Genomic DNA, 23602 nt, shown 5'->3' with positions numbered 1-23602 from the left:
CCAGCGCGCACCGGGGCCGCCAGCGCGCCGCGTCCGACACGTTCCGACATACGCCGGGCATGGCAACCGGTGTAGTATCAAGCCAGTCATTTGCCGGTGCGAATGGCTTTCCCGGATTTATGGAGTGGCTTGTGACGACGATGCGGAAACTGGCATCCCTGATTTTTGCGGTGGGCGCGCTGGGCGCGGCCGCGACGGCGCAGGCTGGCGTGTGCGACGCGCAATTCATGCACGACGGCGGCGCGGTGCAGCTCACCGGCAGCGGCAATCTGGCGCTGGGCGCCGACCTGACCTTCGCCGAGGTTACAAAAAGCAATGGCGACAACTGCCGCGCGCGCGTGCAGGGCGTTGCCCGGTTCAGCTACGCGGGCCTGCCGCCCGGCAAATCCAAACTCGACTACCTGATGACCGTCAAAGGCGGCCAGGCCACTTTCCTGCGCTACGCCAGCGCCGGCGAAGCGCCGCAACCGTCCGAAGGCCAGTTCGACCTGCGCATGCTCGGCCTGTTCGCCTACGACGGCAAGCTCAACGCGGGCCAGAAGCTGCCCGGCTCGTCGTTCCGCCTGAAGATCGGCAAGGAAGCGCCAGTGGGCGGGCAGCCCAGCACCACCGTTCGCATCGGCGAAAAGACGGTGGGCAAGCAGGCGTCGCTGGACACCGCGCTGGGCAAGCAGTCCTGCCATCCGATCACCTATACGCGCAACTCCGATCCCACCATGGCCACCTTCCAGGGCCTGACCATTCCGATCCCAGGCATGAACACCACGGTCACCGACTGGTATTGCCCGGCGGTGAATCTGGTGATGAAGCAGGACATTGATCAGGGCGGCGTGAAGTCCGCGGTCGAGATTACGCAGATCAAGTAGCACCCGGTAGCAAGCGCGCCATGTTCACCGCATGGCGGCTGGTATGATGGTTTCGTCATGGACACACAACAGGAGCTCAGAAAATGGCAACGAGAAAATCCGAAGACGTCGCAAAAGAAAAACTCATCGACAGTGTCAAGACCAGCCTGAATGACGCCGAAAGCCTGCTGCGCGAAGCCGCCAGCAGCACCGGCGACAAGGCCAACGAATTGCGCGACCGCGCCCTGACTTCGCTCAAGCGCACGCGTGAAGCCCTGTACGAAGCCCAGGACGCCGTGCTCGAACGCGGCCGCAAGGCAGCCCGGGCAACGGACGATTACGTGCATGACAATCCCTGGCAAGCCATCGGGGTCGCAGGCGTGACCGGCCTGCTGCTCGGTTTGCTGATCAGCCGCCGCTGATAAGGCAGGACGTCCGGGCGGGCGGCGCCGGCGTTTTGCCGCGCTCCCCGCCCGGCGTTCTTTCAGCCATGGGTCTACGAAAATCTGTTTTCGGTGTTGCGTCCAGCCTGGTCGGGCTGACGCGCACGCGCCTGGAGCTGCTGGCTCTGGAAGCGGCGGACGAAAAGGCGCGGCTGCTCAAGCTGCTGGGCCTGTCGTTCGCTGCGTTGCTGTTCCTGACGCTGGCAGTGCTGGTGGCCACCGTCACCATCGCCGTGGCGTTCTGGCCCACCGAAGACCGCTACCTGGCCCTGGGCCTGTTGGCGGCCTTCTATGGGATTGCAGGCGTGGTGCTGCTGCTGGTGGTGCGCCATGGGCTGATCTACGGCCCAACCCCGTTCTCGGCCACGCTCGAGGAACTGGGGCGCGACGCGGAACTGCTGGACCGCGTGCGCGATGCGCAGGGCGATGACGACGAGGCGGCGGTCCGCCGCCGCGAGGAGGCCTGAGCCATGGCCAAAAGATCTCCCACCGTCGACCGCGCCGTGCGCATCGAACTGCTGCGCGCCCGCGCAGCCATCGAACGCGAGTCGCTGGCGCAAAGCATCGTCTCCACGGGGCGCAAGCTTGAACCGGCGGCGCTGGTGCGCGGCCTGCTGCCCCGGCTGGCGTCCAGCGGCGCGTCCCGCTGGGCCTTGCAGGCCATCACGCTGGCGCGGCGATATCCCATCGTCAGCTCGTCCCTGTCGGCCATGTTCATGCGTGGCGGCAAGCGGTCCAAGCTTTTGAAAGTCGCCGGCGGCGCCTTGGTCGGCTGGCAATTGTTCAAAGCGTGGCGGGGCATGCGCCAGGATCGCGACAGGGGGTAATGCCCGCAGCTGTCGCCGCCAAAAGAAACCCCGCCTTCATGCGCATGCAGAGGCGGGGTTTTTATTTGACGCGAGGGGCCGGGACCTCAAAGCCCCAGTTGTCCCCACATATCGTCTACGCGTTTCTTGACGTCGGCGTCCATCGTGATGGGGGTGCCCCACTCGCGGCTGGTCTCGCCCGGCCATTTATTGGTGGCGTCCAGGCCCATCTTGCCGCCCAGGCCCGACACCGGCGAGGCGAAGTCCAGGTAGTCGATGGGGGTGTTCTCGACCAGCAGCGTGTCGCGTACCGGGTCCATGCGGGTGGTCATCGCCCACACGACTTCCTTCCAGTCGCGCGGATTGATGTCCTCGTCCACCACGACGATGAACTTGGTGTACATGAACTGGCGCAGGATGCTCCATAGCCCGAACATGACCCGCTTGGCGTGGCCCGCATACTGCTTGCGGATCGACACCACGGCCAGACGGTAGCTGCAGCCCTCGGGCGGCAGGTAGAAGTCCACGATTTCCGGGAGCTGGCGGCGCAGCAGGGGCACGAAGACCTCGTTTAGCGCGACGCCCAGCACGGCGGGCTCGTCGGGCGGCTTGCCGGTGTAGGTGGAGTGGTAGATGGGATTGCGCCGCATCGTGATCCGCTCCACCGTGAACACGGGGAACCAGTCCTGCTCGTTGTAATAGCCGGTGTGGTCGCCGTAGGGGCCTTCCAGCGCCATTTCATAGCCGGTATCCGCGGGCGGGTTGACGCCTTCCGGCACCACGGGCTTGATGGCGCGCGGGTCCGACGACGGCAGCAGGTGGCCTTCGAGCACGATTTCGGCCCAGGCCGGCACGGACAGGTTGCTGCCCAGCGCCTGCGCCACTTCCGTACGCGAGCCGCGCAGGAGGCCGGCGAACTGGTATTCGGACAGGCTGTCCGGCACCGGCGTGACCGCGCCCAGGGTGGTGGCCGGGTCGGCGCCCAGCGCGACCGCGATGGGGAAGGGCGTGCCGGGGTTCGCGATCGCGTGGTCGCGGAAATCCAGCGCGCCGCCGCGGTGCGACAGCCAGCGCATGATCAGCTTGTTCGGCCCCAGCAACTGCTGGCGGTAGATGCCCAGGTTCTGGCGCTTGGCGTTGGGGCCGCGCGTAATGACCAGCCCCCAGGTCAGCAGCGGCGCCACGTCGCCGGGCCAGCAGGTCTGGATCGGCAGGCGAGTCAGGTCTACGTCCTTGCCCTCCCAGACGATTTCCTGGCAGGCGGGGCTTTTGACGTTCTTGGGGCTCATGTCCCAGAGCGCGGACTTCAGCATGGACACCTTGGCCAGCGCATCGCGCAGGCCTTTGGGCGCCTCGGGCTCGCGCAGCGAGGCCAGCAGTTCGCCGATGTCGCGCAGGGCGCTGACGTCGTCCGCGCCCATGCCGCGGGCCACGCGGGCAGGAGTGCCGAACAGGTTGGCCAGCACCGGCATCTGCGCGGGCTGCCCGTCGTGGACGGTGTTTTCGAACAGCAGGGCGGGCCCTTCGGCGCGCAGCACGCGATCGGAAATTTCGGTCATTTCCAGCCGCGTGGAGACCGGCGCGGCGATGCGTTTGAGGTCGCCCATCCGTTCAAGTTGGGCGAGGAAGTCTCTAAGGTCGCGGTATTTCACTACAGATCCCAGCGATTTGGTTACATTTCAGGTTCAAAGAGAGGTTAACATTGACTCCCTCTTTTTTACGCAGGAGGTTTTATGCCCGATGCGTCAGTGGCCAGCCTGTTCAGGAACATGGCCCAAGGAGTGCACGAATATCTTGCCGAATCGCTGCGCATTTGCTCTGTCTATCTGGGCATCGCGGTCATTGTGACGGTAAGCATGGGATTCGCCCTGCCTGGTTTGCGCGACCAGGCATTGCAAGTGCACAAAGCCTTGTTGACCGCCCTAGCGCCTTCATCCATGCAGGCCGGCTCCGATACCGAAGCCGGCTCCGAACTGGGTTCCGACACTGCGTCGGCAATTGCCATGGCCGTACCCGCCGCACCCGCCAGCAACGCCACCGGCATGCTGGGGCCGGCCCGCGTCGCGCCGCCCGCGCCCAAGAAGACCGCCTCGGCGGCTACGGGACCGCAGGCGGAAGCCTTGCGCAACTATATCTCGCGCAAGTACAAGGTCGCCTATGACGCGACCGGCCCGCTCTTGAACACCGTGTACAAGGTGAGCCGCGAAAAACAGCTGGACCCCCTGCTGGTCCTGGCCGTGATCGCCATCGAGTCGCGCTACAACCCGCTGGCCGAAAGCCATGTGGGCGCGCAGGGCCTGATGCAGGTCATGACCAGCGTGCACCAGGAGAAGTTCGACGCGGTCGGCAAGAACGCGCTGGATCCGGCCGCCAACATTGGCGTCGGCGCCACGATCCTGCGCGACTGCATCAACCGCCGCGGTTCCGTGGACGGCGGCCTGGCCTGTTACGTGGGTTCCACCGGTCCGGACGACAACGGCTACGGCGCGAAGGTGCAGGCGGAACGCCGGCGCCTGGCGCTGGCGTCGGGCATCGCCCTGGCCCGCGACTGACATCTCGCCTGATCCGAAGGCGCGCCCCGGAGGGCGCGCCTTTTTTGCGTCAGCGTCCCAGCAGCACGCCCATCCGGGCCACAGCCTCTTCCAGGCGGTCGAGGCCCGTGGCGTAGGAAAACCGCATGGTGTGCGCGGCGTGGGCCGGGCCGAAGTCCAGCCCCGGCACGGCTGCCACCCCGGCTTCCAGCAGCAGGCGCTGCGAAAACGCGGCGCTGTCCATTCCCAGGCTGCTGATGTCGGCATAAATATAGAAGGCGCCGTCCGGCTTGACCGGCACGTCGATGCCCAGCCGCTCGAATTCCGGCAGCAGGTAATCGCGGCGCTGCTTGAAGGCCTCGCGGCGGTGTTCGAAGATTTTCAGCGCGGCGGGCGTGAAGCAGGCCAGCGCGGCGTGCTGGGCCAGCGTAGGCGCGCAGATCGCCAGGCTGGATGCGATCTTTTCCACCGGGGCCACCATGGCCTCGGGCACGATCATCCAGCCCAGGCGCCAGCCCGTCATGTGGAAATACTTCGAGAAGCTGTTGATGACGATGACGTCGCCGTCCAGCGTCAGGGCCGACCGCGGCTGGCCGTCGTAGGACAGGCCCAGGTAGATCTCGTCGACAATGGCGAAGCCGTCGCGCGCGCGCACCTGCGCCAGCAGTTCGGCCAGTTCGTCATGGGCGATGGACGTGCCGGTGGGGTTGCTGGGCGAGGCCACCATCACGCCCTGGGTGGCGGGCGTCCAGTGCCGGGCGACGTCGTCGGCGGACAGCTGGAAGCGCTTTTCGGCCGTGCTGGGGATAAGCCGCGGCACGCCGCCCGCGGCCAGCACGAAGTTGCTGTTGGCCGGGTAGGACGGGTCCGGCATCAGCACTTCGCCGCCCGTGTTCACCAGGGCCGCGCAGGCCAGCGTCAGGGCGCCGGAAGCGCCGGCCGTGACGATGACGCGGCGCGGATTGATCGTGGCGCCGAACTGGTCCTGGTAGAACTGGGCGATGGCCTCGCGCAGCGGCGCGATCCCCGCGCCGGGGCTGTAGCCGCTGAGCCCGGCCCGGGCGGCGCGGTCCAGCGCTTCCACCACCTGGGGGGGCGCGGTAAAGTCCGGTTCGCCGATGCCCAGGCTGATAATGTCCTTGCCCGCCGCCTGCAGCGCCTGCGCCTGCTTGAACAGTTCCATGACCTGGAACGTCAGGAAATCGTGGGTGCGGTCGGCAAGGCGGGGCATCGGAATCTCGAAAGCGTTAACTAGCAAAAAAGGAATTGTAGTCATGCAGCCATCCCGGCGCGCCTTCCTCCTTGGCCGTCGTCCGGTCCAGACGCCCTGGGCGGCCTTTGTGCAACGACTGGCATTGGTCTGCCAGGGCGAGGTCCGCGACCTGGGCGAGGGCGGGGCGGGCGGCGCGTGCGCCATTCTCACGCCGGCGCGCGATGCCGACGTGGCGCAGGCGCGCAAGCTATGCGCCGAGTACCGCGTCGCCCTGACGCTGGAAGGCGCCGACGGCCCCCATGCCCCGGCCTCGGGACCGCAACTGCGGGTGGATCCCGTTTTGCTGGCCGGCCTGGCCCGGCTGGAGGGCGACGCGCCCCGGTGGCGCGCCGAACCCGGCGTGACCTTGGCAGCGCTGGCCCGGGCCGGGGTGCGGCAGTTCGCCGGATTGCCGGGCGACATGACACTGGCCCAATGGCTGGCGGCGCCGGCGCCCTGGCCGGCGGGGCGCTGCGCGGCCTCGGGGCTGTTGTCGGTGGACGTCCTGCTGGCCGATGGCGTGGAAGAGTCGCTGGGCCCGTTCGGCGAATCCGACGTCCAGCCGCTGCGCTCGGCCACGGTGCAGCGCCTGGTGCCGTCCCTGTTTCAGCTTGCCTCGGGCGGCGACGCCTTCGCCACCAACGACGGCTACCACTGGCTGGGCCGCTACCGCCTGGACGCCCTCAAGCCCCAGGCGCCGGCCACCGTCAACCTGGCGCATCTGATGCTGGGGCACGGCGGCACGCTCGCCTGGGTGCAGGGTGCTGTGCTGACAGACGCGGCGGCCTGGACGCAGACCGGGCCCGAGCTGGAAACCCCGGGCCTTGCCACCTTCAGACTGGACGGGAAAGTGAAGGCGCTGTTCGATCCGGAAGGCCGCTTTCCCGCCTTCAAGCCCCACGAGTCCTGACAGTTATTCAGCTTGTTGTAAGATTTCGTCGCTCGTTCTCAAGGAGGACGGATATCGCAAAAGTATCGCGACGTCCGTCATGGGAATAGAATTCCTCCCTCTTTCCGTGTCACATACTCTACCCAGAAGCCGCCCCTATGGATGCCAATCTCCGCAAAGCCGCCCTTGAATATCACGAGCACGGGCGCCCCGGCAAAATCTCGGTCACGCCTACCAAGCAACTGACGAACCAGCGCGACCTGGCCCTGGCGTACTCGCCCGGCGTGGCGGCGGCCTGTGAGGAAATCGTGGCCGATCCGGCCAACGTGTACCGCTACACCGCCCGCGGCAATCTGGTCGGCGTGATCACCAACGGCACCGCGGTGCTGGGCCTGGGCAACATCGGCGCGCTGGCTTCCAAGCCGGTGATGGAAGGCAAGGCGGTGCTGTTCAAGAAGTTCGCCGGCCTGGATGTGTTCGACATCGAGATCAACGAAACCGATCCGGACAAGCTGGTCGAGATCATCGCCGGCCTGGAAGCCACCTTCGGCGGCATCAACCTGGAAGACATCAAGGCGCCGGAGTGCTTCACCGTCGAGCGCAAGCTGCGCGAGCGCATGAAGATCCCCGTCTTCCACGACGACCAGCACGGCACCGCGATCTGCGTGTCGGCCGCCTTCATCAACGGCCTGAAGGTCGTGGGCAAGGACATCAAGAAGGTCAAGGTGGTGACGTCGGGCGCGGGCGCCGCGGCGCTGGCGTGCCTGGATTTGATGGTGGACCTGGGCCTGCCGCTGGAAAACATCTGGGTGACCGACATCGAGGGCGTGGTCTATGAAGGCCGCACCACGCTGATGGACCCGGACAAGGCGCGCTTTGCGCAAAAGACCGACGCGCGCAAGCTGGCCGAAGTGATCGAGGGCGCGGACGTGTTCCTGGGCCTGTCGGCCGGCGGCGTGCTCAAGCCCGAGATGGTCGCGGCCATGGGCACGCGCCCGCTGATCCTGGCGCTGGCCAATCCCACGCCGGAGATCCTGCCGGAAGTGGCGCACGGGGTGCGCGACGACGTGGTGATGGCCACCGGCCGTTCGGACTACCCGAACCAGGTCAACAACGTGCTGTGCTTCCCGTACATCTTCCGCGGTGCGCTGGACGTGGGCGCCACGACCATCACCCGTGAAATGGAGAAGGCGGCGGTCTATGCCATCGCCGAGCTGGCCGAAGAAGAGCAGAACGAAGTCGTGGCCGCGGCCTACGGCACGTTCGACATCTCGTTCGGTCCCGAATACCTGATTCCCAAGCCGTTCGACCCGCGCCTGATCGTGCGCATCGCGCCGGCCGTGGCCAAGGCGGCAATGGAAGGCGGCGTGGCCACGCGTCCGCTGGCCGACCTGGAAGCCTACGAAGAGCAGCTGCAGCAGTTCGTGTACCACTCGGGCGCGTTCATGAAGCCGTTGTTCTCGGCCGCCAAGCGCATCGTGCGCGAAGGCGGCCCCGCTCGCATCGTCTTCGCGGAAGGCGAGGACGAGCGCGTGCTGCGCGCAGTGCAGGTGATCGTGGACGAAGGCCTGGCCCGTCCGATCCTGGTGGGCCGCCCGTCGGTGCTGCTGACCCGCATCGAAAAGCTGGGCCTGCGCCTGCGCCTGGGTGAAGATGTCGAAGTCACCAATCCGGAATACGACGAGCGCTTCCACCAGTACTGGACCACCTACTGGGAACTGATGTGCCGGCGCGGCATCACCAAGGAAATGGCGCGCGTGGAAATGCGCCGCCGCATGACCCTGATTGGCGCGATGATGGTGCACCTGGGCGACGCCGACGGCATGGTTTGCGGGTCGGTCGGCGCCTACCATGATCATCTGCGTTTCGTGGACGAGGTGATCGGCCGCCGCCCGGGCCACAACGTGTACGCCGCCATGAACATCCTGCTGCTCAATGAGCGCACGGTGGTGCTGGTGGACACGCACGTGAACGACGAGCCCACGGCCGAGCAGATCGCCGAATTCACCGTGGCCGCCGCCCGCGAAATGCGCCGCATGTTCCTGGCGCCCAAGGCGGCGCTGCTGTCGCGGTCGAACTTCGGTTCGGGCAGTTCGGCATCGGGCGCCAAGATGCGCCGCGCGCTGGAACTGGTGCGCCAGATCGACCCTGAACTGGAGATCGACGGCGAAATGCACGGCGACTGCGCGCTGGATGAGGCGCTGCGCATGCGCATCCTGCCGTCGTCCACGCTCAAGGGCGAAGCCAACCTGCTGGTGTGCCCGAACGTAGACTCGGGCAACATCGCCTACAACCTGCTCAAGACGGCGGCCGGCGGCAACGTGGCGGTGGGCCCCTTCCTGCTGGGCTGCAACGCCCCGGTGCATATCCTGACCTCCAGCTCCACCGTGCGCCGCATCGTCAACATGACCGCGATGACGGTGGTCGATGTCAACATTCCGCGTTGAAGTGACGCCGGCCGGCCGGGCGTGCCCACGCACGCCCACCGGCCTGGTCCTGACGGGCGGCGGCGCGCGCGCCGCGTATCAGGTGGGGGTGCTCAGCGCCATCATGGAGCTGCTGGACCCCGACTGGCATTCCCGTTTCCAGAACCCCTTCGACATCATTTGCGGCACGTCCGCGGGCGCAATCAACGCCGCCGCGCTGGCCTGCCGCGCGAACCGGCCCCACCTGGGCGTGCGGCGCATCCGCCGCCTGTGGTCGTCGCTGAACACCGACATGATCTACCGGGCCGACGCGCCCGGCCTGATCCGCACCGGCGTGCGCTGGCTGGGCCTGCTGTCGCTGGGCTGGATGTATTCGGGCCTGACCCGCAAGCGGCCCCATTCCCTGCTCGACAATGCGCCCATGCAGGCGCTGCTGGAGCGGGTGCTCGATTTCCAGAACCTGCGCGCCAACCTGGAAAGCGGCTCGTTGTCCGCATTGGCGATCACGGCGTCGGGCTACACCAGCGGCGAGCACCTGACGTTCTACCAGGCGCACACGCCTATCGAACCCTGGCACCGCTATCTGCGCCTGGCGATTCCCACGCCCATCGGCATCGACCATCTGATGGCGTCGTCCGCCATCCCCTTTGTCTTTCCCGCCCGCCAGGTGCAGGTGCACGGCAAGGGCGAATGGTGCGGCGACGGGTCGATGCGCCAGTTGGCGCCCATCAGTCCGGCCATCCACCTGGGCGCCCACCGGGTGCTGGTGATCGGCACGGGCTATCGCGACGACACCCACCCCGAGAACCGCGAGGATTCCCCGCCGTACCCGTCGCTGGCCCAGGTGGGCGGCCATGCGCTGTCCAGCATCTTCCTGGATGGCCTGTCGGTGGACGTCGAGCGCCTGGAGCGGATCAACTACCTGATGGACCAGGCCGGCCCCGATGGCGCCCGCAGCAGCACCGTGCGCCGCATCGAGGTGCTGACGATCACGCCCAGCCAGTCGCTGGACCTGATGGCGCTGGAGCATCTGCACGACATGCCCGCCCAGGCGCGTGCCCTTTTCCGCGTACTCGGTGTATCGTCCGATCCAGGCCGTCCTGGCGGGGGAGCCCTGATGTCCTACCTCTTGTTCGAAGCAAGCTACACCAAGCGATTGATAGAACTGGGTTATGCCGATACGATGCAGCGTAACGACGAAGTGATCGCCTTTTTCGGGGGGGCTCAGGCATGACGCGCAATGGCCAATCTACTTTGCAGCGGCAACTGATGCGCGGAGGAGCGCTGGCCCATGAAGGGCTGGACAAGAAGGCCGTGGTCGATGCCGCGCACGAACTCGGCCTGTCCTTGTTCGTCGCCAATTGCGACCCCTGCCGCAGCCGCTCGGCCGTATTGCGAGCCATCGTCAAGGCGGTGGATTTTCCCGAGTATTTCGGCGGCAACCTGGACGCCCTGTACGACTGCCTGTGCGACACCGTCCTGGATCACAAATCTGGCGTGGTGCTATGGCTGTACCGGCTGCATTCGGGCGATCCGGCGCTTGAAGAGGACGCCGGCCGCATTGAAACCGTATGTTCGGACGCGGCGGACTTCGCGCACGAGAACGGCCGCGTCTTCGCCTACGTCATCGAGCACGCCGGCAAGCATCCCGATCCCGAGCCCGGCGTGGCCGCGGCGCCCTACGGCGAAAACGACTGAATTCCTGGCCGGGGCGGTTCCCCGGCCTTTCTGTTTATTGGGGCCTACCCGCTTATTGGGGCTTACCAGCCCAGCAAGGCGCTGACGGCCGACAGCAGCGCCAGCCCTGCGGTTTCGGTACGCAGCACGCGGGGGCCAAAGCGCACCGCCTGCACGCCCGCCTGGCGGGCCTGTTCCAGTTCCTTGTCAGACCATCCCCCTTCGGGCCCGACCAGCAGGGTCAGCGCCCGCGCGTCGGGCATGGCGCGCAGCCTGCCCGCCAGGTCTTCCGCGGCTTCGGGATGGCACAGCAGGCGCAGCCCGTCGGCGGGCTGCGCCAGCCAGTCGGCCAGCGTCTGCGGCGCATCGACGGTCATCAGCCGGTTGCGGCCGCACTGCTCCGCGGCCGATTGCGCGATGCGCTGCCAGTGGGCGACCCGTTTTTCCAGCCGCGGGCCGGACAGCTGCAGCACGCTGCGCTGCGCCGCAATGGGGCTGACGTGGGCCGCGCCCAGTTCCACGGCCTTTTCCACCACCCAGTCCATCTTGTCGCCGGAAGGCAGCCCTTGCGCGACTGTGATGCGGCCGGCCAGCTCGGCCTCGCGAGGATCGAAATCGCCCAGTTGGGCAAAGCCGGCCTTGCCGTCGATTTCCAGGACGGCCGGATATTCGCCGCCCAGGCCGTTGAACAAGACGATGGTTTCGCCAGCGCGCAGGCGAAGCACGCGCAGGGCGTGGTGGGCCAGGGCGTCGGGCAGGGCGATGCGGGCGCCGGCGGACAGCGGAACGTCGCAGTAAAAGCGTGGGGCGGGCATGGGTGTCGCGGGGTCGGGATACAAGGGGCGGCGAGAGTGTACGCGTAGCCTACCACCGCTTGTTCCTTTCCCCCGGAAACGCACGATTACATAGGGCATCCGGCCGATGGCCTCCGGGAAATCCCCTGATGCTAAAATCACCTGCTTCGCAACCTACTCAACCGGCCCTATTTCTTCCGTAGGCGCGCCGGTTTCAAAGAGCCTTCCGAATGAGCAATCCGACCGCCCCTAAACTTGCCTTGGCGGATGCCATCCGCGCCCTCGCGATGGATGCCGTGCAACAAGCGAACTCCGGGCATCCGGGTGCTCCCATGGGCATGGCGGAAATCGCCCAGGCCTTGTGGGCCGGCAACCTGCGCCACAATCCCAAGGATCCCGCCTGGGCCAACCGCGACCGCTTCGTGCTGTCCAACGGCCACGGCTCGATGCTGATCTACGCCCTGCTGCACCTGACGGGCTACGATCTGCCGATCGAAGAACTCAAGAATTTCCGCCAGCTCCATTCCAAGACCCCGGGCCACCCCGAAGTGGGCATCACCCCGGGCGTGGAAACCACCACCGGCCCGCTGGGCCAGGGCCTGGGCAACGCCGTGGGCATGGCGCTGGCCGAAGCGCTGCTGGCCGCCGAATTCAACAAGCCCGGCCACACGCTTGTCGACCACCACACCTACGCCTTCACCGGCGACGGCTGCCTGATGGAAGGCATCTCGCACGAAGTGTGCTCGCTGGCCGGCACCCTGAAGCTGGGCAAGCTGGTCGTGCTGTATGACGACAACGGCATCTCCATCGACGGCCACGTCGAACACTGGTTTGCCGACGACACCGCCAAGCGCTTCGAAGGCTACGGCTGGAACGTGATCCGCGGCGTCGACGGCCATGACGTCGCCGCCGTCGACGCAGCCATCAAGGCCGCGCGTTCGCAATCGGAAAAGCCCACCCTGATCGTCTGCCGCACCGTGATCGGCAAGGGTTCGCCCAACATGGCCGGCACGCACAACGTGCACGGCGCCCCGCTGGGCAAGGACGAAATCGCCGCCACGCGCGCCGCGCTGGGCTGGTCGTCGGAACCCTTCCAGATCCCGCAGGACATCTACGACGGCTGGGACGGCCGCAAGCAGGGCGCCGCGGCCCAGGCCGAATGGCAGTCCGCGTTCGACGCCTACGCCGCCGAATTCCCCGCCGAGGCCGCTGAATTCACGCGCCGCATGAAGGGCGAAATGCCCGCCGGCTACGCCGACCAGTTCAAGGCCTTCCTGGCCGCCACGCTCGAAAAGGGCGAAACCGTCGCCACGCGCAAGGCGTCGCAGTTCGCGATCGCCGCGCTGGCGCCGCTGCTGCCGGAAATGCTGGGCGGCTCGGCCGACCTGACCGGCTCCAACTTCACCGACTGGAAGGGCGTCGCCGCCGTCCGCGCCGGCGACAAGGGCATCCAGTTCGGCCGCCACATCAACTACGGCGTGCGCGAATTCGGCATGGCCGCCATCATGAACGGCGTGGCCCTGCACGGCGGCTACCTGCCGTTCGGCGGCACGTTCCTGACGTTCTCCGACTACTCGCGCAACGCCATCCGCATGGCCGCGCTGATGAAGCAGCGCGTCGTCCACGTGTTCACCCACGACTCCATCGGCCTGGGCGAAGACGGCCCGACCCACCAGTCCATCGAACACGCGGCCAGCCTGCGCCTGATCCCCAACCTGTCGCTGTGGCGCCCCTGCGATACCACCGAAACCGCGGTGGCCTGGAACGCCGCGGTGACGCGCCCGACCAGCATCGGCATGGACGTGCATGACGGCGGCCCCACGGCCCTGTTGCTGTCGCGCCAGAACCTGCCCTTTGTGCAGCGCGACGCGGCCACCGTGGACGCCATCGCCCGCGGCGGCTATGTGCTGCGCGACGCCGACGGCGCCCGCGCCGTCATCATCGCCACCGGCTCGGAAGTCGCCATCGCGCTGGACGCGCAAGCGGCGCTCGCCAAGGAAGGCATCGCGGTGCGCGTGGTCTCCATGCCCAGCACCGACGTCTTCGACAAGCAGGACGCCGCCTGGAAGCAATCCGTGCTGCCCAAGGGCCTGCCGCGCGTGGCCGTCGAAGCCGGCGTCACCGCCTTCTGGCACAAATACGTGGGCCTGGAAGGCGCCGTGGTCGGCATTGACCGCTACGGCGAGTCCGCACCTGCCGGCGCACTGTTCAAATTCTTCGGGCTGACCGCCGACAAGGTGGCCGAGACCGTCAAGCAAGTTTTGTAAAAAAGGAGCTTAGTCATGACCATTCGCGTCGCCATCAACGGTTACGGTCGCATCGGCCGCAACATCCTGCGTGCCCACTATGAAGGTGGCAAGAAGCACGATATCGAAATCGTCGCCATCAACGACCTGGGCGATCCCAAGACGAACGCGCACCTGACGCGCTACGACACCGCCCACGGCAAGTTCCCGGGCACCGTCGAAGTCGACGGCGAATTCATGGTCGTCAACGGCGACAAGATCCGCGTGCTGGCCAACCGCAACCCGGCCGAACTGCCCTGGGGCGAACTGAAGGTCGACGTCGTGCTGGAATGCACGGGCTTCTTCACGACCAAGGAAAAGGCCGGCGCGCACATCAAGGGCGGCGCCAAGAAGGTCATCATCTCGGCCCCGGGCGGCAAGGATGTCGACGCCACCATCGTCTACGGCGTCAACCACGGCGTGCTGAAGTCGACGGACACCGTCATCTCCAACGCTTCGTGCACCACCAACTGCCTGGCCCCGCTGGTCAAGCCGCTGAACGACAAGCTGGGCCTGGAAAACGGCCTGATGACCACCGTTCACGCCTACACCAACGACCAGGTCCTGACCGACGTCTACCACGAAGACCTGCGCCGCGCGCGTTCGGCCACGATGAGCATGATCCCCACGAAGACCGGCGCCGCCGCCGCCGTGGGCCTGGTGCTGCCGGAACTGAACGGCAAGCTGGACGGCTACGCCATCCGCGTCCCGACCATCAACGTGTCGCTGGTCGACCTGTCGTTCGTGGCCAGCCGCGACACGACCGCCGAAGAAGTGAACAGCATCCTGAAGGCCGCCTCCGAAGGCGAACTGAAGGGCATCCTGGACTACAACACCGAACCCCTGGTCTCGGTGGACTACAACCACAATCCGGCCTCCAGCACCGTTGACGCGTCGCTGACCAAGGTCTCGGGCCGCCTGGTCAAGGTCTCGTCCTGGTACGACAACGAGTGGGGCTTCTCGAACCGCATGCTCGACACCACCGTCGCGCTGATGTCGGCCAAGTAAGCACACCGCCAGTCCATAAGGGGACGGATTTGTTTTCCGCCATTGCGGAAAATGGGTTCGTCCCCTTTGTTCGCCTACCGAAGGAATCCAAATATGTCCAAGGTCAATACTTTGTCCGCGCTGGCCAAGGCCGGCGCCCTGTCCGGCAAGCGTGTGTTCATCCGCGCCGACCTGAACGTCCCGTTTGACGACGCCGGCCGCATCTCGGAAGACACCCGCATCCGCGCCTCGGTGCCCGGCATTCGCCTGGCGCTGGACGCCGGCGCCGCTGTGATGGTCACGTCCCACCTGGGCCGTCCGAAAGAAGGCGTGCTGACCGACGCCGACTCGCTCGCCAAGGTCGGCCAGCGCCTGTCCGAACTGCTGGGCATGCCCGTGCAGCTGGTGCGCGACTGGGTCGACGGCGTGCAGGTCGATCACGGCCAGGTCGTGCTGCTGGAAAATTGCCGCGTGAACGTCGGCGAAAAGAAGGACGACGAAGCGCTGTCCAAGAAGATGGCTGCGCTGTGCGACGTCTATGTCAACGACGCCTTCGGCACGGCCCACCGCGCCGAAGCCACCACGCACGGCATCGCGCGCTTCGCGCCCGTGGCCTGCGCAGGCCCGCTGCTGGAAGCCGAACTGGAAGCCCTGGGCCGCGCCCTGCATGAGCCCAAGCGTCCGCTGGTCGCCATCGTGGGCGGCTCCAAGGTGTCCACCAAGCTGTCGATCCTGCAGTCGCTGGCCGACAAGGTCGACCAGCTGGTCGTGGGCGGCGGCATCGCCAACACCTTCATGCTGGCCGCCGGGCTGTCCATCGGCAAGTCGCTGGCCGAACCCGACCAGGTCGACCAGGCGCGCGCCGTCATCGACATCATGAAAAAGCGCGGCGCGGCCGTGCCGATTCCGGTGGACGTGGTGTGCGCCAAGTCCTTCGGCGCCGACGCCGAAGCCACCGTCAAGGCCGCCACCGACGTGGCCGACGACGACATGATCCTGGACATCGGCCCGCAGACCGCGGCGCAGCTGGCCGAGATCCTGAAGAAGGCCGGCACCATCGTCTGGAACGGCCCGGTGGGCGTGTTCGAGTTCGACCAATTCGCCAACGGCACGGAAGTGGTGGCGCGCGCCATCGCCGACTCGGAAGGCTTCTCGATCGCCGGCGGCGGCGACACGCTGGCCGCCATCGCCAAGTACGGCATCGGCGAACAGGTCGGCTACATCTCGACCGGCGGCGGCGCCTTCCTGGAATTCCTGGAAGGCAAGACCCTGCCGGCCGTGGCCGTGCTGGAAGCCAGAAAGGGGTAATAAGCCCCCACGCTGCGCGCGCGTTGCGCGCTTGCTGCCCCCCGAGGGGGCTGCCCCGCCTTGGGCCGGCCCGGCGGCGGGGCGGCTATTCTTGCCGGGACCGCGGATACCGCTCTCGCCCAAAGCACTAAAATCCCCAAACCCTTGACCCGCCGCGCGCAACGCGCGGCGGGCTTGGTGTAGGCTTGCCGGTCGTCCCGCGCCTTGCGGGAGCTTCTTCTTCTGGTCGTCCCGCTGCACCATGAACCTACGATTCATTCCTGGCCTGAACAACTTCCGGGGCGTCACCCGGGAATCCGCGCGGCGCGACATCACCGCGGGCCTGAGCGTGGCTGCGGTGGCGCTGCCGGTGGGCCTGGCGTATTCCGCCATGATGGGCGTGCCGCCCGTCGCGGGATTGTGGGCCGCCATCGCGGGCATGCTGGGCTACGCGCTGTTCGGTTCGTCGCGCACCCTTATCGTGGGCCCCGACACCGCCACCTGCACCCTGATCGCCGCCACCCTGACCGGCATGGCGCTGACCACCCCCGAAGACCGCCTGCTGGGCGCCACAAGCATTGCGCTGGCCGTCGGCATCGGCTGCCTGATCGCGCGCGTGCTGCGCCTGGGCGTGCTGGCCAACCTGCTGTCGCGGCCCGTCCTGATCGGCTACATGGCGGGCGTGGCGGTCACCCTGGCGATGTCGCAGCTTAGCGGCCTAACGGGCGTGGGGCTGCGCAACAGCGGTCTGGTGCATCCCTTCATGGAGCTCTCCCGGCGGCTGTCCGAGATCCAGATTCCGACGCTGTGCCTGGGGCTGGCCTCCTGCCTGATGCTGGTGGCCATCAAGCGCTGGCGGCCCACCTGGCCGGGGCCCATCCTGCTGGTGGCCGGCGCCTGCCTGCTTTCGTGGATCTTCAATTTTCCGGCGCTGGGCATCGCGGTGGTGGGCGAGGTGCCCGCCGGCCTGCCTGCGTTCAGCGTGCCGACGCGCCTGGAGGGCATCGACAGCATCCTGCTGGGCGCCGCGGGCGTGCTGGTCGTCAGCTTCTCCAGCGGCATCGTGACGGCGCGCAGCTTTGCGGCGCGTTCGGGCGAGCACGTCGACCCGAACCGCGAGCTGGTCGGCTTTGGCGCGGCCAACGTGGCCGCGGGCCTGTTCCAGGGTTATGTAGTGACCGGCGCGGATTCGCGCACCGCGGTGGGCCTGGTGGCTGGCGGGGCGTCGCCGCTGGTCAGCATCAGCGCCGCCGCCGCACTGGCAGTGGTGGTGGGCCTGTTGAGCGCGCCGCTGTACTGGCTGCCGCAGGCGGCGCTGTCGGCCATCCTGTTGCTGGCCGCCGCCAGCCTGTTCGACTGGCACGCCTTCAAGCGCCTGGCCAGGATCTCGCGGATCGAACTGGCGTTCGGCATCCTGGCGGCGGTGGGTGTGGTGGGGTTCGGCGTGCTGCAGGGCGTGGCCGTGTCTGTGGGCGCGACGCTGCTGTACGCCATGTACGTGTCGGGCAACCCCCGCGATGCGTTGCTGGGCCGCCTGCCCGGGGAATCGGTGCTGGGCAAGCTGCACCTGAATCCCGATGCCCATCCGGTGCCGGGCACGGTGATCTGGCTGTTCGAGTCATCGGTGTGGTTCTTCAACGCGGACGCCTTCCGCCGGCGCGCCCGTGAAATCATCGAACAGGCCGGCGACGTGCGCTGGTTCGTGCTGGACGCCGAGGCCATGACCCAGGCCGACGCCGATGCGGTCGAAGCCCTGTATGAGCTCAAGCGCAAACTGGACGAGCGCGGGATCACGCTGCTGGTCGCGGGGGGGCACGGCAAGTTCCGGACGGCGCTGGAGCGCTCCGGCCTGGTCAAGAAGATCGGCCGCGACAAGATCTTCGGCACGCCTGAGCAGGCGGTCGAGGCGATCGAGCGCTGGCGCCAGGGCCCGCCGGACACGCTGGCCTGAGCGGCTCAGTCGATGATGTGATAGCCGCCGTCGATGTACAGGGTCTGCCCGGTCATCAGGCGCGCGGCGTCGGTGGCCAGCCAGGCAGTGGCTTCGCCCACGTCGTCGATGGACACCAGGCTGCGCGCGGGCGCCTTGGCCTGGGCGCGGTCCAGCATCGAATCGAATTCCGCGATGCCGGACGCGGCGCGCGTCTTGAGCGGCCCCGGCGATATCGCATGCACCCGGATGCCCTGCGGGCCCAATTCGGCCGCCAGGTAGCGCGTGGCGGATTCCAGCGCCGCCTTCACCGGCCCCATCATGTTGTAGTGATCGACCACCATCTGCGAGCCGTAGTAGCTCATGCAGAAGAGGGCGCCGCCGTTCGCCATGAGCGGTTCGGCCAGCTTGGCCATGCGAATGAATGACCAGCACGACACGTCCATCGCCTGCAGGAAGCCCGCACGCGAACAGTCCGTGACGCGGCCGTGCAGGTCGTCGCGCGGCGCGTAGGCCACGGAGTGCAGCACGAAATCGAGTGCGCCCCAGTCTTGCGTAATGCGGTCGAACACGGCCTCGAGTTCGCCGTCGTTCAGCAGATTCATCGGCATCAGCAGTTTGGCGTCGACCTGCCGCGCCAGCGGTTCCACGTGCGCCAGCGCCTTGTCGTTCAGGTAGGTCACGGCCAGTTCCGCGCCCATCGCCCGGAACGCCTTGGCGCAGCCCCAGGCGATGGAATCGGCGTTGGCGATACCGGTCACCAGCCCGCGCTTGCCCGCCAGCGGCAGTAGCGCGTTCATTGCTGGCGCACCAGGGCGAGGGTGTGCTGCGCGATGACCAGTTCCTCGTTCGTGCGCACGACGTAGACGCCGACGCGGCTGTCGTCGCTGGAGATGCGCGGCCCGTTGTGGGCGTTGCGTTCCGGATCCAGCTTGATGCCCAGCCAGCCCCAGTGCTCGCTGATGGCCTGGCGGATCTCGGCGGAGTTCTCGCCCACGCCGGCGGTGAAGACGATGCCGTCGATGCCGTTCATGGCGCAGCCCAGGCCGATCATGCCTTCCGCCACGCGCCAGGCGAAGTACTTGAGCGCAAGCTTGGCCGACGGCGCGTCGCTGGCCAGCAGTTCACGCATGTCGTTGCTGATGCCGGACAGGCCCTTCATGCCGCAGTCGTGGTACAGCAGGTGCTCGATCTCGTCGTGGCTCATGCCCTGTTCCATCATCCACAGCACCACGCCGGGATCCAGGCGGCCCGGACGCGTGCCCATCGGCAGGCCTTCCAGGGCCGTGAATCCCATCGTGCTGTCGACGCTTTTGCCGTGGTGCATGGCGCAGGCCGAGACGCCCGAGCCCAGGTGGGCCGTGACGATCTTGCCCATGGCGATGTCCGGCAGCGCCTGTTTCAGGCGCTGCGCGATGTACTCGTACGACAGGCCATGGAAACCGTAGCGGCGCACGCCTTCCAAGTACAGGCGCTCGGGCAGCGCATAGCGGTCGGCCACGTCGGAGTGGCTGCGGTGAAAGGCCGTGTCGAAGCAGGCGACCTGCGGAATCCAGGGCCGGCGGTCGCGGATGACGCGGATCGGCGCCAGGTTGTTGGGCTGGTGCAGCGGCGCCAGCGGGGTGAAGGTGGCCAGCTTGTCCAGGATGGCGTCGTCGATCAGCACGGGCTCGGACAGGTCCGGACCGCCATGCACCACGCGGTGCCCCACGGCCAGCGGCGCGCCGCCCAGGTGCCCGCTCAGCCAGGTGCCCACGACTTCCTGCGCATTGGGCACGTCGGGGGCATGGCTGGGCGCGATGTCGCGTTCGACCAGCGTCTGGCCCGCTGCGTCGCGCACCCGCAGCCGCGGATGGGTGGTGCCGATGCCCTCGAGCTGGCCGCCCAGGCGCGGCGCCAGCTCATGCTTGGCGTCGATGTCGTACAGGTAGAACTTGATGCTGGAACTGCCGGCGTTGATGACGAGGATGGTATCGCTCATGGCGCTGTGATTCCACGTTGAGACAAGTCGCGCAGGACCCGCGTCGGCGGGCAGGGGACCGCGCTGTCAGGCGAGCGGTCGAGCTTGTTGTTGGCCGAGGTGGCTGGCGTAGATGGCGGCCACCGCGCAGGAGGCCAGGCGCGAGCGCGGGCTGTCTGCGCGGCTGGTCAGGATGATGGGCACGCGCGCGCCCAGCACGATGCCGGCCGCTTCCGCGTTGGCCAGGAACGTCAGGTTCTTGGCCAGCATGTTGCCGGCTTCAAGGTCGGGCACCACCAGCACCTGGGCCACGCCGGCCACGGGCGAGCGGATGCCCTTGATGCGGGCGGCGTCGGGGCTGATGGCGTTGTCCAGCGCCAGCGGACCGTCGAGCAGACCGCCCGAGATCTGGCCGCGGTCGGCCATCTTGCACAGCGCGGCGGCTTCGATGGTGCTGGGAATGCTGGGCGTGACCTGTTCCACGGCCGACAGGATGGCCACGCGCGGTTCGCCCAGGCCCAGTCCCAGATGCAGGTCGATCACGTTGCGGATGATGTCGGCCTTGGTTTCCAGGTCGGGGAAGATGTTGATGGCCGCGTCGGTGATGAACAGCGGTTCCGCATAGGTGGGCACTTCCATGATGAACACATGGCTGATGCGCCGGCCGCTGCGCAGGCCGGTCGTGCGCGCCACCACTTCGTGCATCAATTCGTCCGTATGCAGGCTGCCCTTCATGAGCAGGCTGGCCTCGCCGTTGCGCACCAGACCCACCGCGGTTTCGGCGGCCGCATGGCTGTGCGGCGCATCCACGATGCGGGCGTCGCCCAGGTTCAGCTTGAACTGGGCGGCGGTGTCGCGGATCTTTCCCTCGGGACCCACCAGGATGGGCTGCAGAAGGCCCAGGTCGCGGGCCTCCAGGGCGGCCGACAGCGAGGGTTCGTCGCAGGGATGGGCGATGGCGCACGCGGCCGGCTCCAGCGTCTGGGCGCGCGCGATGAGTTTGTCGTAGTGCGTGGACGTGGGCAGGCTCATGGGTCAGGCCTTGGAAGATTGACGGGTTGCGGTCTTAGCGGCTGCGCGCTTGCGGGGCGCCTTGGCGGGGGTCTTTGCGGCAGCCTTGGGCGCGGCCTTCGCGGCGGGTTTGGCGGCGGCGCTGCCGTTGGTCGCCTTGCGGGCCGCGGCGCGGTGGGGCCTGGCCGTCTTGGCCGGGACCTTCGCGGCCGCCTCGACCAGGTCATCGACCGGATCGGCCGTCCTGGACTTAGGGGCCTGTCTGGCGGCAGCGGGCGCCTGGGCCTGTTCGCGCTTCTGCGCACGGCGTTCGGCCGATTCGAAGATGCGCTCCATTTCGTCCAGGCTTTCGCGGGCGGCTTCGCTGAGGGGCTCAGCCGCTTCCAGCACGCCCTTCATCGCGTCCAGGCTGCCGCGGATCTCGGCCGCCGTGGAGCTTTCCAGCAGGCGCGGCATGGCCTGGATTGCGGCGGCGGAGTCCAGCGTCATCATCAGGGCCTGTACGCGGATGACGTCCTTGAACTCTTCCAGCGTCAGGGCGTTGTCGGCGTCGGCGCGCATTTTGCGGATCAGGGCGAAGCTGCGTTCGTCCAGGCCGCCCTCGGCGCCCGACACGTACAGCAGCATGCGGATTGCCGCCACGCGCAGGCCGCCTTCCTGCAGCATCGAGCGCAATTCGGCGGCGCGCTCTTCCATGAAGCGGCGATGCTCCGGGGACACGCCGGGATGCTTGCGCGGCGGGCCGGATTTGGCGCCCAGCCCCGCCAGGTCCTGCACCACCGGCGAACCGTAGACGCTCATGAACGTGCGTTCGTCGGCCGAATCGCGCAGTTCCTGCCAGATGTTCAGGCTGGTCTCGACCATGTTCGAGAACATTTCCTGCGCCACCACGAAAGGATTGGCGGGCGAAGCCTCCTGGCGGTGTTCACGCACGCGTTCGGCCACTTGGGCGATCGGGGCGATCATGGGGTTGCGGTCCGAGATCAGTTCGTAGGGCAGCCGCAGCGGATGCAGGCGCTGCATCCATTCCGCCGATTGCGGCGTGACCATCGCGCGCACCCAGGGCTGCATGAAGCTGCGGTACATGCCCAGGTTGATGTCGGAGATGCGGGCGACGGCGGCAAAGCGCTGGTCGTCCTCTTCGTTGCGGTCGACGATGGCGCGCACGTCGTCCAGGGTCCGTTGTTCGAACGACAGCACGTACTTGCCGTAGGCCAGGTCCGCGTTGGGCGTGTCCGGCGTCTTGTCGGCGATCTCGGCCTGGTAGATGCCGGGGGGCAGCACGTCGATCATGTCGATGTTGGACGTGAATTCCTGGTGTTCCTTGCGGGCCACGCTGCCCGACACGAAGATGCCCAGGTGGCCGATGCTTTCATGTACGGCATACACGATGGTCTGGCCGTGGGCGAGGATTTCGGCCTCGTTCTGGTAGAGGTCGGGGATCCAGCCCAGCGCCTGCGGCGGGGGCGTGATGTTGTCGCCCTTCGAGCAGAACACGACGATGGGCGAACGGATGTTGCGCAGGTCGATGCGGATGCCGTCGGAGGTCACCAGGCCGGCAGTGGCCAGGCGGTTGCCCACGAACAGGTTGTCGACGATGTACTGGATTTCGGGGCCGTTCAGGAAGACGTGGCCGCCCCACCATTTCTCGAAGCTCAGGTAGCGGCTGGCTTCGGTGTCCACCTTGGAGTACAGGTTGTACTGCTTGGACCACAGCGTGTTGGCAGGATTGAGGTTCTCGAAGTTCTGGACCAGCCAGGCGCCGTCGAACTTGCCGTTGCCAAGGTCGCTGGTCAGCGCGGTGAGCCAGCTGCCGCCCAGCAGGCCGCCGGCGTAGCGCATGGGGTTCATGCCGCGCCAGCCCGCCCAGTAGGAGAGCGGAGCGCCCGCCACAATGATGGGGCCGAACAGTTCGGGCCGCACCGCGGCGGTCATCATGATCTGCCAGCCGGCCTGGCAGTTGGCCACGACCACGGGCTTGCCTTCCGCATCCGGGTGCAGCGCGATGATTTCTTCCAGAAAGCGGGCCTCGGCCATCATCACGTCTTCGACGGTCTGGGTGGGCATGGGCTGGGGCAGGAAGGTCGCGAAGTAGCACGGGTGTCCCGCGCGCACCGCCACGCCGATCTCGCTTTCCGGCTTGAAGCCGCCGATGCCCGGGCCGTGGCCGGCGCGCGGGTCCACCACCAGGAAGGGCCGCTTGATCGGATCCGTTTCCACGCCGGCGGGCGGCGTGATGCGCAGGAGGCCGTAATTGACGGGACGGGGGAGTTCGCGCCCGTCCAGCACCAGCTCGAATTCCATGCTGAGCACGTTGGGCGCGCGCTTGGCCATGTGGGCGTGGTATTGATTGCCGCGCTGTCGCATCACGTCCGCGTAGAGCACGCCGCGCTGCCAGGCATCCACAGCGTATTCGTAGGCGGCCGTCCAGGGATTGAAGGACGGGGCGGGTGCGTGATCGTTGCCGGATCCGGCCATG

General features: G+C 67.4%; 20 protein-coding genes. 13 read left to right on the top strand and 7 right to left on the bottom strand.

Features of this window, described 5'->3' with window-relative positions; genetic code table 11:
* Positions 1–140: 140 nt before the first annotated feature.
* From KYC_RS13335 to KYC_RS13320, 4 genes are all read left to right on the top strand, one after another.
* Positions 141–866, top strand: a complete 726-nt coding sequence (locus tag KYC_RS13335; RefSeq protein ID WP_008162989.1) for a hypothetical protein — start codon at positions 141–143, stop codon at positions 864–866.
* 83 nt (positions 867–949) lie between these two features.
* Positions 950–1267, top strand: a complete 318-nt coding sequence (locus KYC_RS13330; RefSeq protein WP_008162987.1) for an ElaB/YgaM/YqjD family protein — start codon at positions 950–952, stop codon at positions 1265–1267.
* A 68-nt stretch (positions 1268–1335) separates the two neighbouring features.
* Entirely contained in the window at positions 1336–1755 is a 420-nt protein-coding gene (locus KYC_RS13325; protein WP_008162986.1) for a phage holin family protein, read from the top strand.
* 3 nt (positions 1756–1758) lie between these two features.
* Complete coding sequence (locus KYC_RS13320) at positions 1759–2115, top strand: hypothetical protein (protein ID WP_008162983.1); 357 nt, start codon at positions 1759–1761, stop codon at positions 2113–2115.
* An 86-nt stretch (positions 2116–2201) separates the two neighbouring features.
* On the opposite strand, the gene ubiD is transcribed toward KYC_RS13320, so the two are convergent.
* Positions 2202–3746, bottom strand: coding sequence for a 4-hydroxy-3-polyprenylbenzoate decarboxylase (ubiD, locus tag KYC_RS13315; protein WP_008162982.1), 1545 nt, complete (start codon positions 3744–3746; stop codon positions 2202–2204).
* 81 nt (positions 3747–3827) lie between these two features.
* Here ubiD and KYC_RS13310 point away from each other — a divergent pair, with 81 nt between their 5' ends.
* Entirely contained in the window at positions 3828–4646 is an 819-nt protein-coding gene (locus KYC_RS13310) for a lytic transglycosylase domain-containing protein (RefSeq protein WP_008162980.1), read from the top strand.
* 49 nt (positions 4647–4695) lie between these two features.
* Here KYC_RS13310 and KYC_RS13305 read toward each other — a convergent pair whose 3' ends face one another.
* Positions 4696–5856, bottom strand: a complete 1161-nt coding sequence (locus KYC_RS13305; RefSeq protein ID WP_008162978.1) for a pyridoxal phosphate-dependent aminotransferase — start codon at positions 5854–5856, stop codon at positions 4696–4698.
* 43 nt (positions 5857–5899) lie between these two features.
* Here KYC_RS13305 and KYC_RS13300 point away from each other — a divergent pair, with 43 nt between their 5' ends.
* The 4 genes from KYC_RS13300 to KYC_RS13285 all read left to right on the top strand — a co-directional run bounded on the left by KYC_RS13300 (position 5900) and on the right by KYC_RS13285 (position 10890).
* Entirely contained in the window at positions 5900–6787 is an 888-nt protein-coding gene (locus tag KYC_RS13300) for a hypothetical protein (RefSeq protein WP_008162977.1), read from the top strand.
* A gap of 137 nt (positions 6788–6924) precedes the next feature.
* A complete protein-coding gene (locus KYC_RS13295) occupies positions 6925–9213 on the top strand; it encodes an NADP-dependent malic enzyme (protein WP_008162974.1) in 2289 nt (762 codons plus the stop codon).
* Positions 9194–10426: a patatin-like phospholipase family protein gene (locus tag KYC_RS13290; protein ID WP_008162972.1), complete on the top strand. Its 1233-nt coding sequence runs from the start codon at positions 9194–9196 to the stop codon at positions 10424–10426. The genes KYC_RS13295 and KYC_RS13290 overlap by 20 nt, the downstream gene beginning before the upstream one ends.
* On the top strand, positions 10423–10890 hold the full coding sequence (locus tag KYC_RS13285; protein ID WP_043518327.1) for a barstar family protein: 468 nt from the start codon (positions 10423–10425) through the stop codon (positions 10888–10890). Before KYC_RS13290 ends, KYC_RS13285 begins: the two co-directional genes overlap by 4 nt.
* Before the next feature lie 62 nt (positions 10891–10952).
* On the opposite strand, the gene KYC_RS13280 is transcribed toward KYC_RS13285, so the two are convergent.
* Positions 10953–11684 (bottom strand): 16S rRNA (uracil(1498)-N(3))-methyltransferase, encoded by a 732-nt coding sequence (locus KYC_RS13280; protein WP_008162968.1) that lies wholly within the window; start codon positions 11682–11684, stop codon positions 10953–10955.
* Positions 11685–11893: 209 nt separating this feature from the next.
* On the opposite strand from KYC_RS13280, the gene tkt reads away from it, so the two are divergent.
* The 4 genes from tkt to KYC_RS13260 all read left to right on the top strand — a co-directional run bounded on the left by tkt (position 11894) and on the right by KYC_RS13260 (position 18173).
* Positions 11894–13930 (top strand): transketolase, encoded by a 2037-nt coding sequence (gene tkt, locus KYC_RS13275; RefSeq protein ID WP_008162965.1) that lies wholly within the window; start codon positions 11894–11896, stop codon positions 13928–13930.
* A gap of 15 nt (positions 13931–13945) precedes the next feature.
* Positions 13946–14956, top strand: coding sequence for a type I glyceraldehyde-3-phosphate dehydrogenase (gene gap, locus KYC_RS13270; protein WP_008162963.1), 1011 nt, complete (start codon positions 13946–13948; stop codon positions 14954–14956).
* Between the two features lie 93 nt (positions 14957–15049).
* Complete coding sequence (locus KYC_RS13265) at positions 15050–16243, top strand: phosphoglycerate kinase (protein ID WP_008162960.1); 1194 nt, start codon at positions 15050–15052, stop codon at positions 16241–16243.
* 241 nt (positions 16244–16484) lie between these two features.
* Entirely contained in the window at positions 16485–18173 is a 1689-nt protein-coding gene (locus KYC_RS13260; RefSeq protein ID WP_008162958.1) for a SulP family inorganic anion transporter, read from the top strand.
* A gap of 5 nt (positions 18174–18178) precedes the next feature.
* Here KYC_RS13260 and fabI read toward each other — a convergent pair whose 3' ends face one another.
* The 4 genes from fabI to KYC_RS13240 all read right to left on the bottom strand — a co-directional run bounded on the left by fabI (position 18179) and on the right by KYC_RS13240 (position 23601).
* Positions 18179–18952 carry an enoyl-ACP reductase FabI gene (gene fabI / locus KYC_RS13255; RefSeq protein ID WP_008162955.1) on the bottom strand — a complete coding sequence of 258 codons (774 nt, stop codon included), beginning with the start codon at positions 18950–18952 and terminating at the stop codon, positions 18179–18181.
* A complete protein-coding gene (locus KYC_RS13250; protein WP_008162953.1) occupies positions 18949–20133 on the bottom strand; it encodes an acetate/propionate family kinase in 1185 nt (394 codons plus the stop codon). The genes fabI and KYC_RS13250 overlap by 4 nt, the downstream gene beginning before the upstream one ends.
* A gap of 66 nt (positions 20134–20199) precedes the next feature.
* Positions 20200–21144 carry a phosphate acetyltransferase gene (locus KYC_RS13245; protein ID WP_008162951.1) on the bottom strand — a complete coding sequence of 315 codons (945 nt, stop codon included), beginning with the start codon at positions 21142–21144 and terminating at the stop codon, positions 20200–20202.
* Between the two features lie 3 nt (positions 21145–21147).
* Positions 21148–23601, bottom strand: a complete 2454-nt coding sequence (locus KYC_RS13240) for a DUF3141 domain-containing protein (RefSeq protein WP_008162949.1) — start codon at positions 23599–23601, stop codon at positions 21148–21150.
* Position 23602 lies beyond the last annotated feature (1 nt).

It is taken from the genome of Achromobacter arsenitoxydans SY8, from assembly GCF_000236785.1.
GTDB classification, from domain to species: Bacteria; Pseudomonadota; Gammaproteobacteria; order Burkholderiales; family Burkholderiaceae_B; genus Achromobacter; species Achromobacter arsenitoxydans.
This window is presented reverse-complemented; position numbering and strand designations above follow the sequence as displayed.

Excerpts from the sequence above, each read along its gene's own strand:
- KYC_RS13335 (WP_008162989.1), top strand. The coding sequence starts at position 141 with ATGCGGAAACTGGCATCCCTGATTTTTGCGGTGGGCGCGCTGGGCGCG.
- KYC_RS13330 (WP_008162987.1), top strand. The coding sequence starts at position 950 with ATGGCAACGAGAAAATCCGAAGACGTCGCAAAAGAAAAACTCATCGAC.
- KYC_RS13325 (WP_008162986.1), top strand. The coding sequence starts at position 1,336 with ATGGGTCTACGAAAATCTGTTTTCGGTGTTGCGTCCAGCCTGGTCGGG.
- KYC_RS13320 (WP_008162983.1), top strand. The coding sequence starts at position 1,759 with ATGGCCAAAAGATCTCCCACCGTCGACCGCGCCGTGCGCATCGAACTG.
- KYC_RS13310 (WP_008162980.1), top strand. The coding sequence starts at position 3,828 with ATGCCCGATGCGTCAGTGGCCAGCCTGTTCAGGAACATGGCCCAAGGA.
- KYC_RS13305 (WP_008162978.1), bottom strand. The coding sequence starts at position 5,856 with ATGCCCCGCCTTGCCGACCGCACCCACGATTTCCTGACGTTCCAGGTC.
- KYC_RS13300 (WP_008162977.1), top strand. The coding sequence starts at position 5,900 with ATGCAGCCATCCCGGCGCGCCTTCCTCCTTGGCCGTCGTCCGGTCCAG.
- KYC_RS13295 (WP_008162974.1), top strand. The coding sequence starts at position 6,925 with ATGGATGCCAATCTCCGCAAAGCCGCCCTTGAATATCACGAGCACGGG.
- KYC_RS13290 (WP_008162972.1), top strand. The coding sequence starts at position 9,194 with ATGTCAACATTCCGCGTTGAAGTGACGCCGGCCGGCCGGGCGTGCCCA.
- KYC_RS13285 (WP_043518327.1), top strand. The coding sequence starts at position 10,423 with ATGACGCGCAATGGCCAATCTACTTTGCAGCGGCAACTGATGCGCGGA.
- KYC_RS13280 (WP_008162968.1), bottom strand. The coding sequence starts at position 11,684 with ATGCCCGCCCCACGCTTTTACTGCGACGTTCCGCTGTCCGCCGGCGCC.
- tkt (WP_008162965.1), top strand. The coding sequence starts at position 11,894 with ATGAGCAATCCGACCGCCCCTAAACTTGCCTTGGCGGATGCCATCCGC.
- gap (WP_008162963.1), top strand. The coding sequence starts at position 13,946 with ATGACCATTCGCGTCGCCATCAACGGTTACGGTCGCATCGGCCGCAAC.
- KYC_RS13265 (WP_008162960.1), top strand. The coding sequence starts at position 15,050 with ATGTCCAAGGTCAATACTTTGTCCGCGCTGGCCAAGGCCGGCGCCCTG.
- KYC_RS13260 (WP_008162958.1), top strand. The coding sequence starts at position 16,485 with ATGAACCTACGATTCATTCCTGGCCTGAACAACTTCCGGGGCGTCACC.
- fabI (WP_008162955.1), bottom strand. The coding sequence starts at position 18,952 with ATGAACGCGCTACTGCCGCTGGCGGGCAAGCGCGGGCTGGTGACCGGT.
- KYC_RS13250 (WP_008162953.1), bottom strand. The coding sequence starts at position 20,133 with ATGAGCGATACCATCCTCGTCATCAACGCCGGCAGTTCCAGCATCAAG.
- KYC_RS13245 (WP_008162951.1), bottom strand. The coding sequence starts at position 21,144 with ATGAGCCTGCCCACGTCCACGCACTACGACAAACTCATCGCGCGCGCC.
- KYC_RS13240 (WP_008162949.1), bottom strand. The coding sequence starts at position 23,601 with ATGGCCGGATCCGGCAACGATCACGCACCCGCCCCGTCCTTCAATCCC.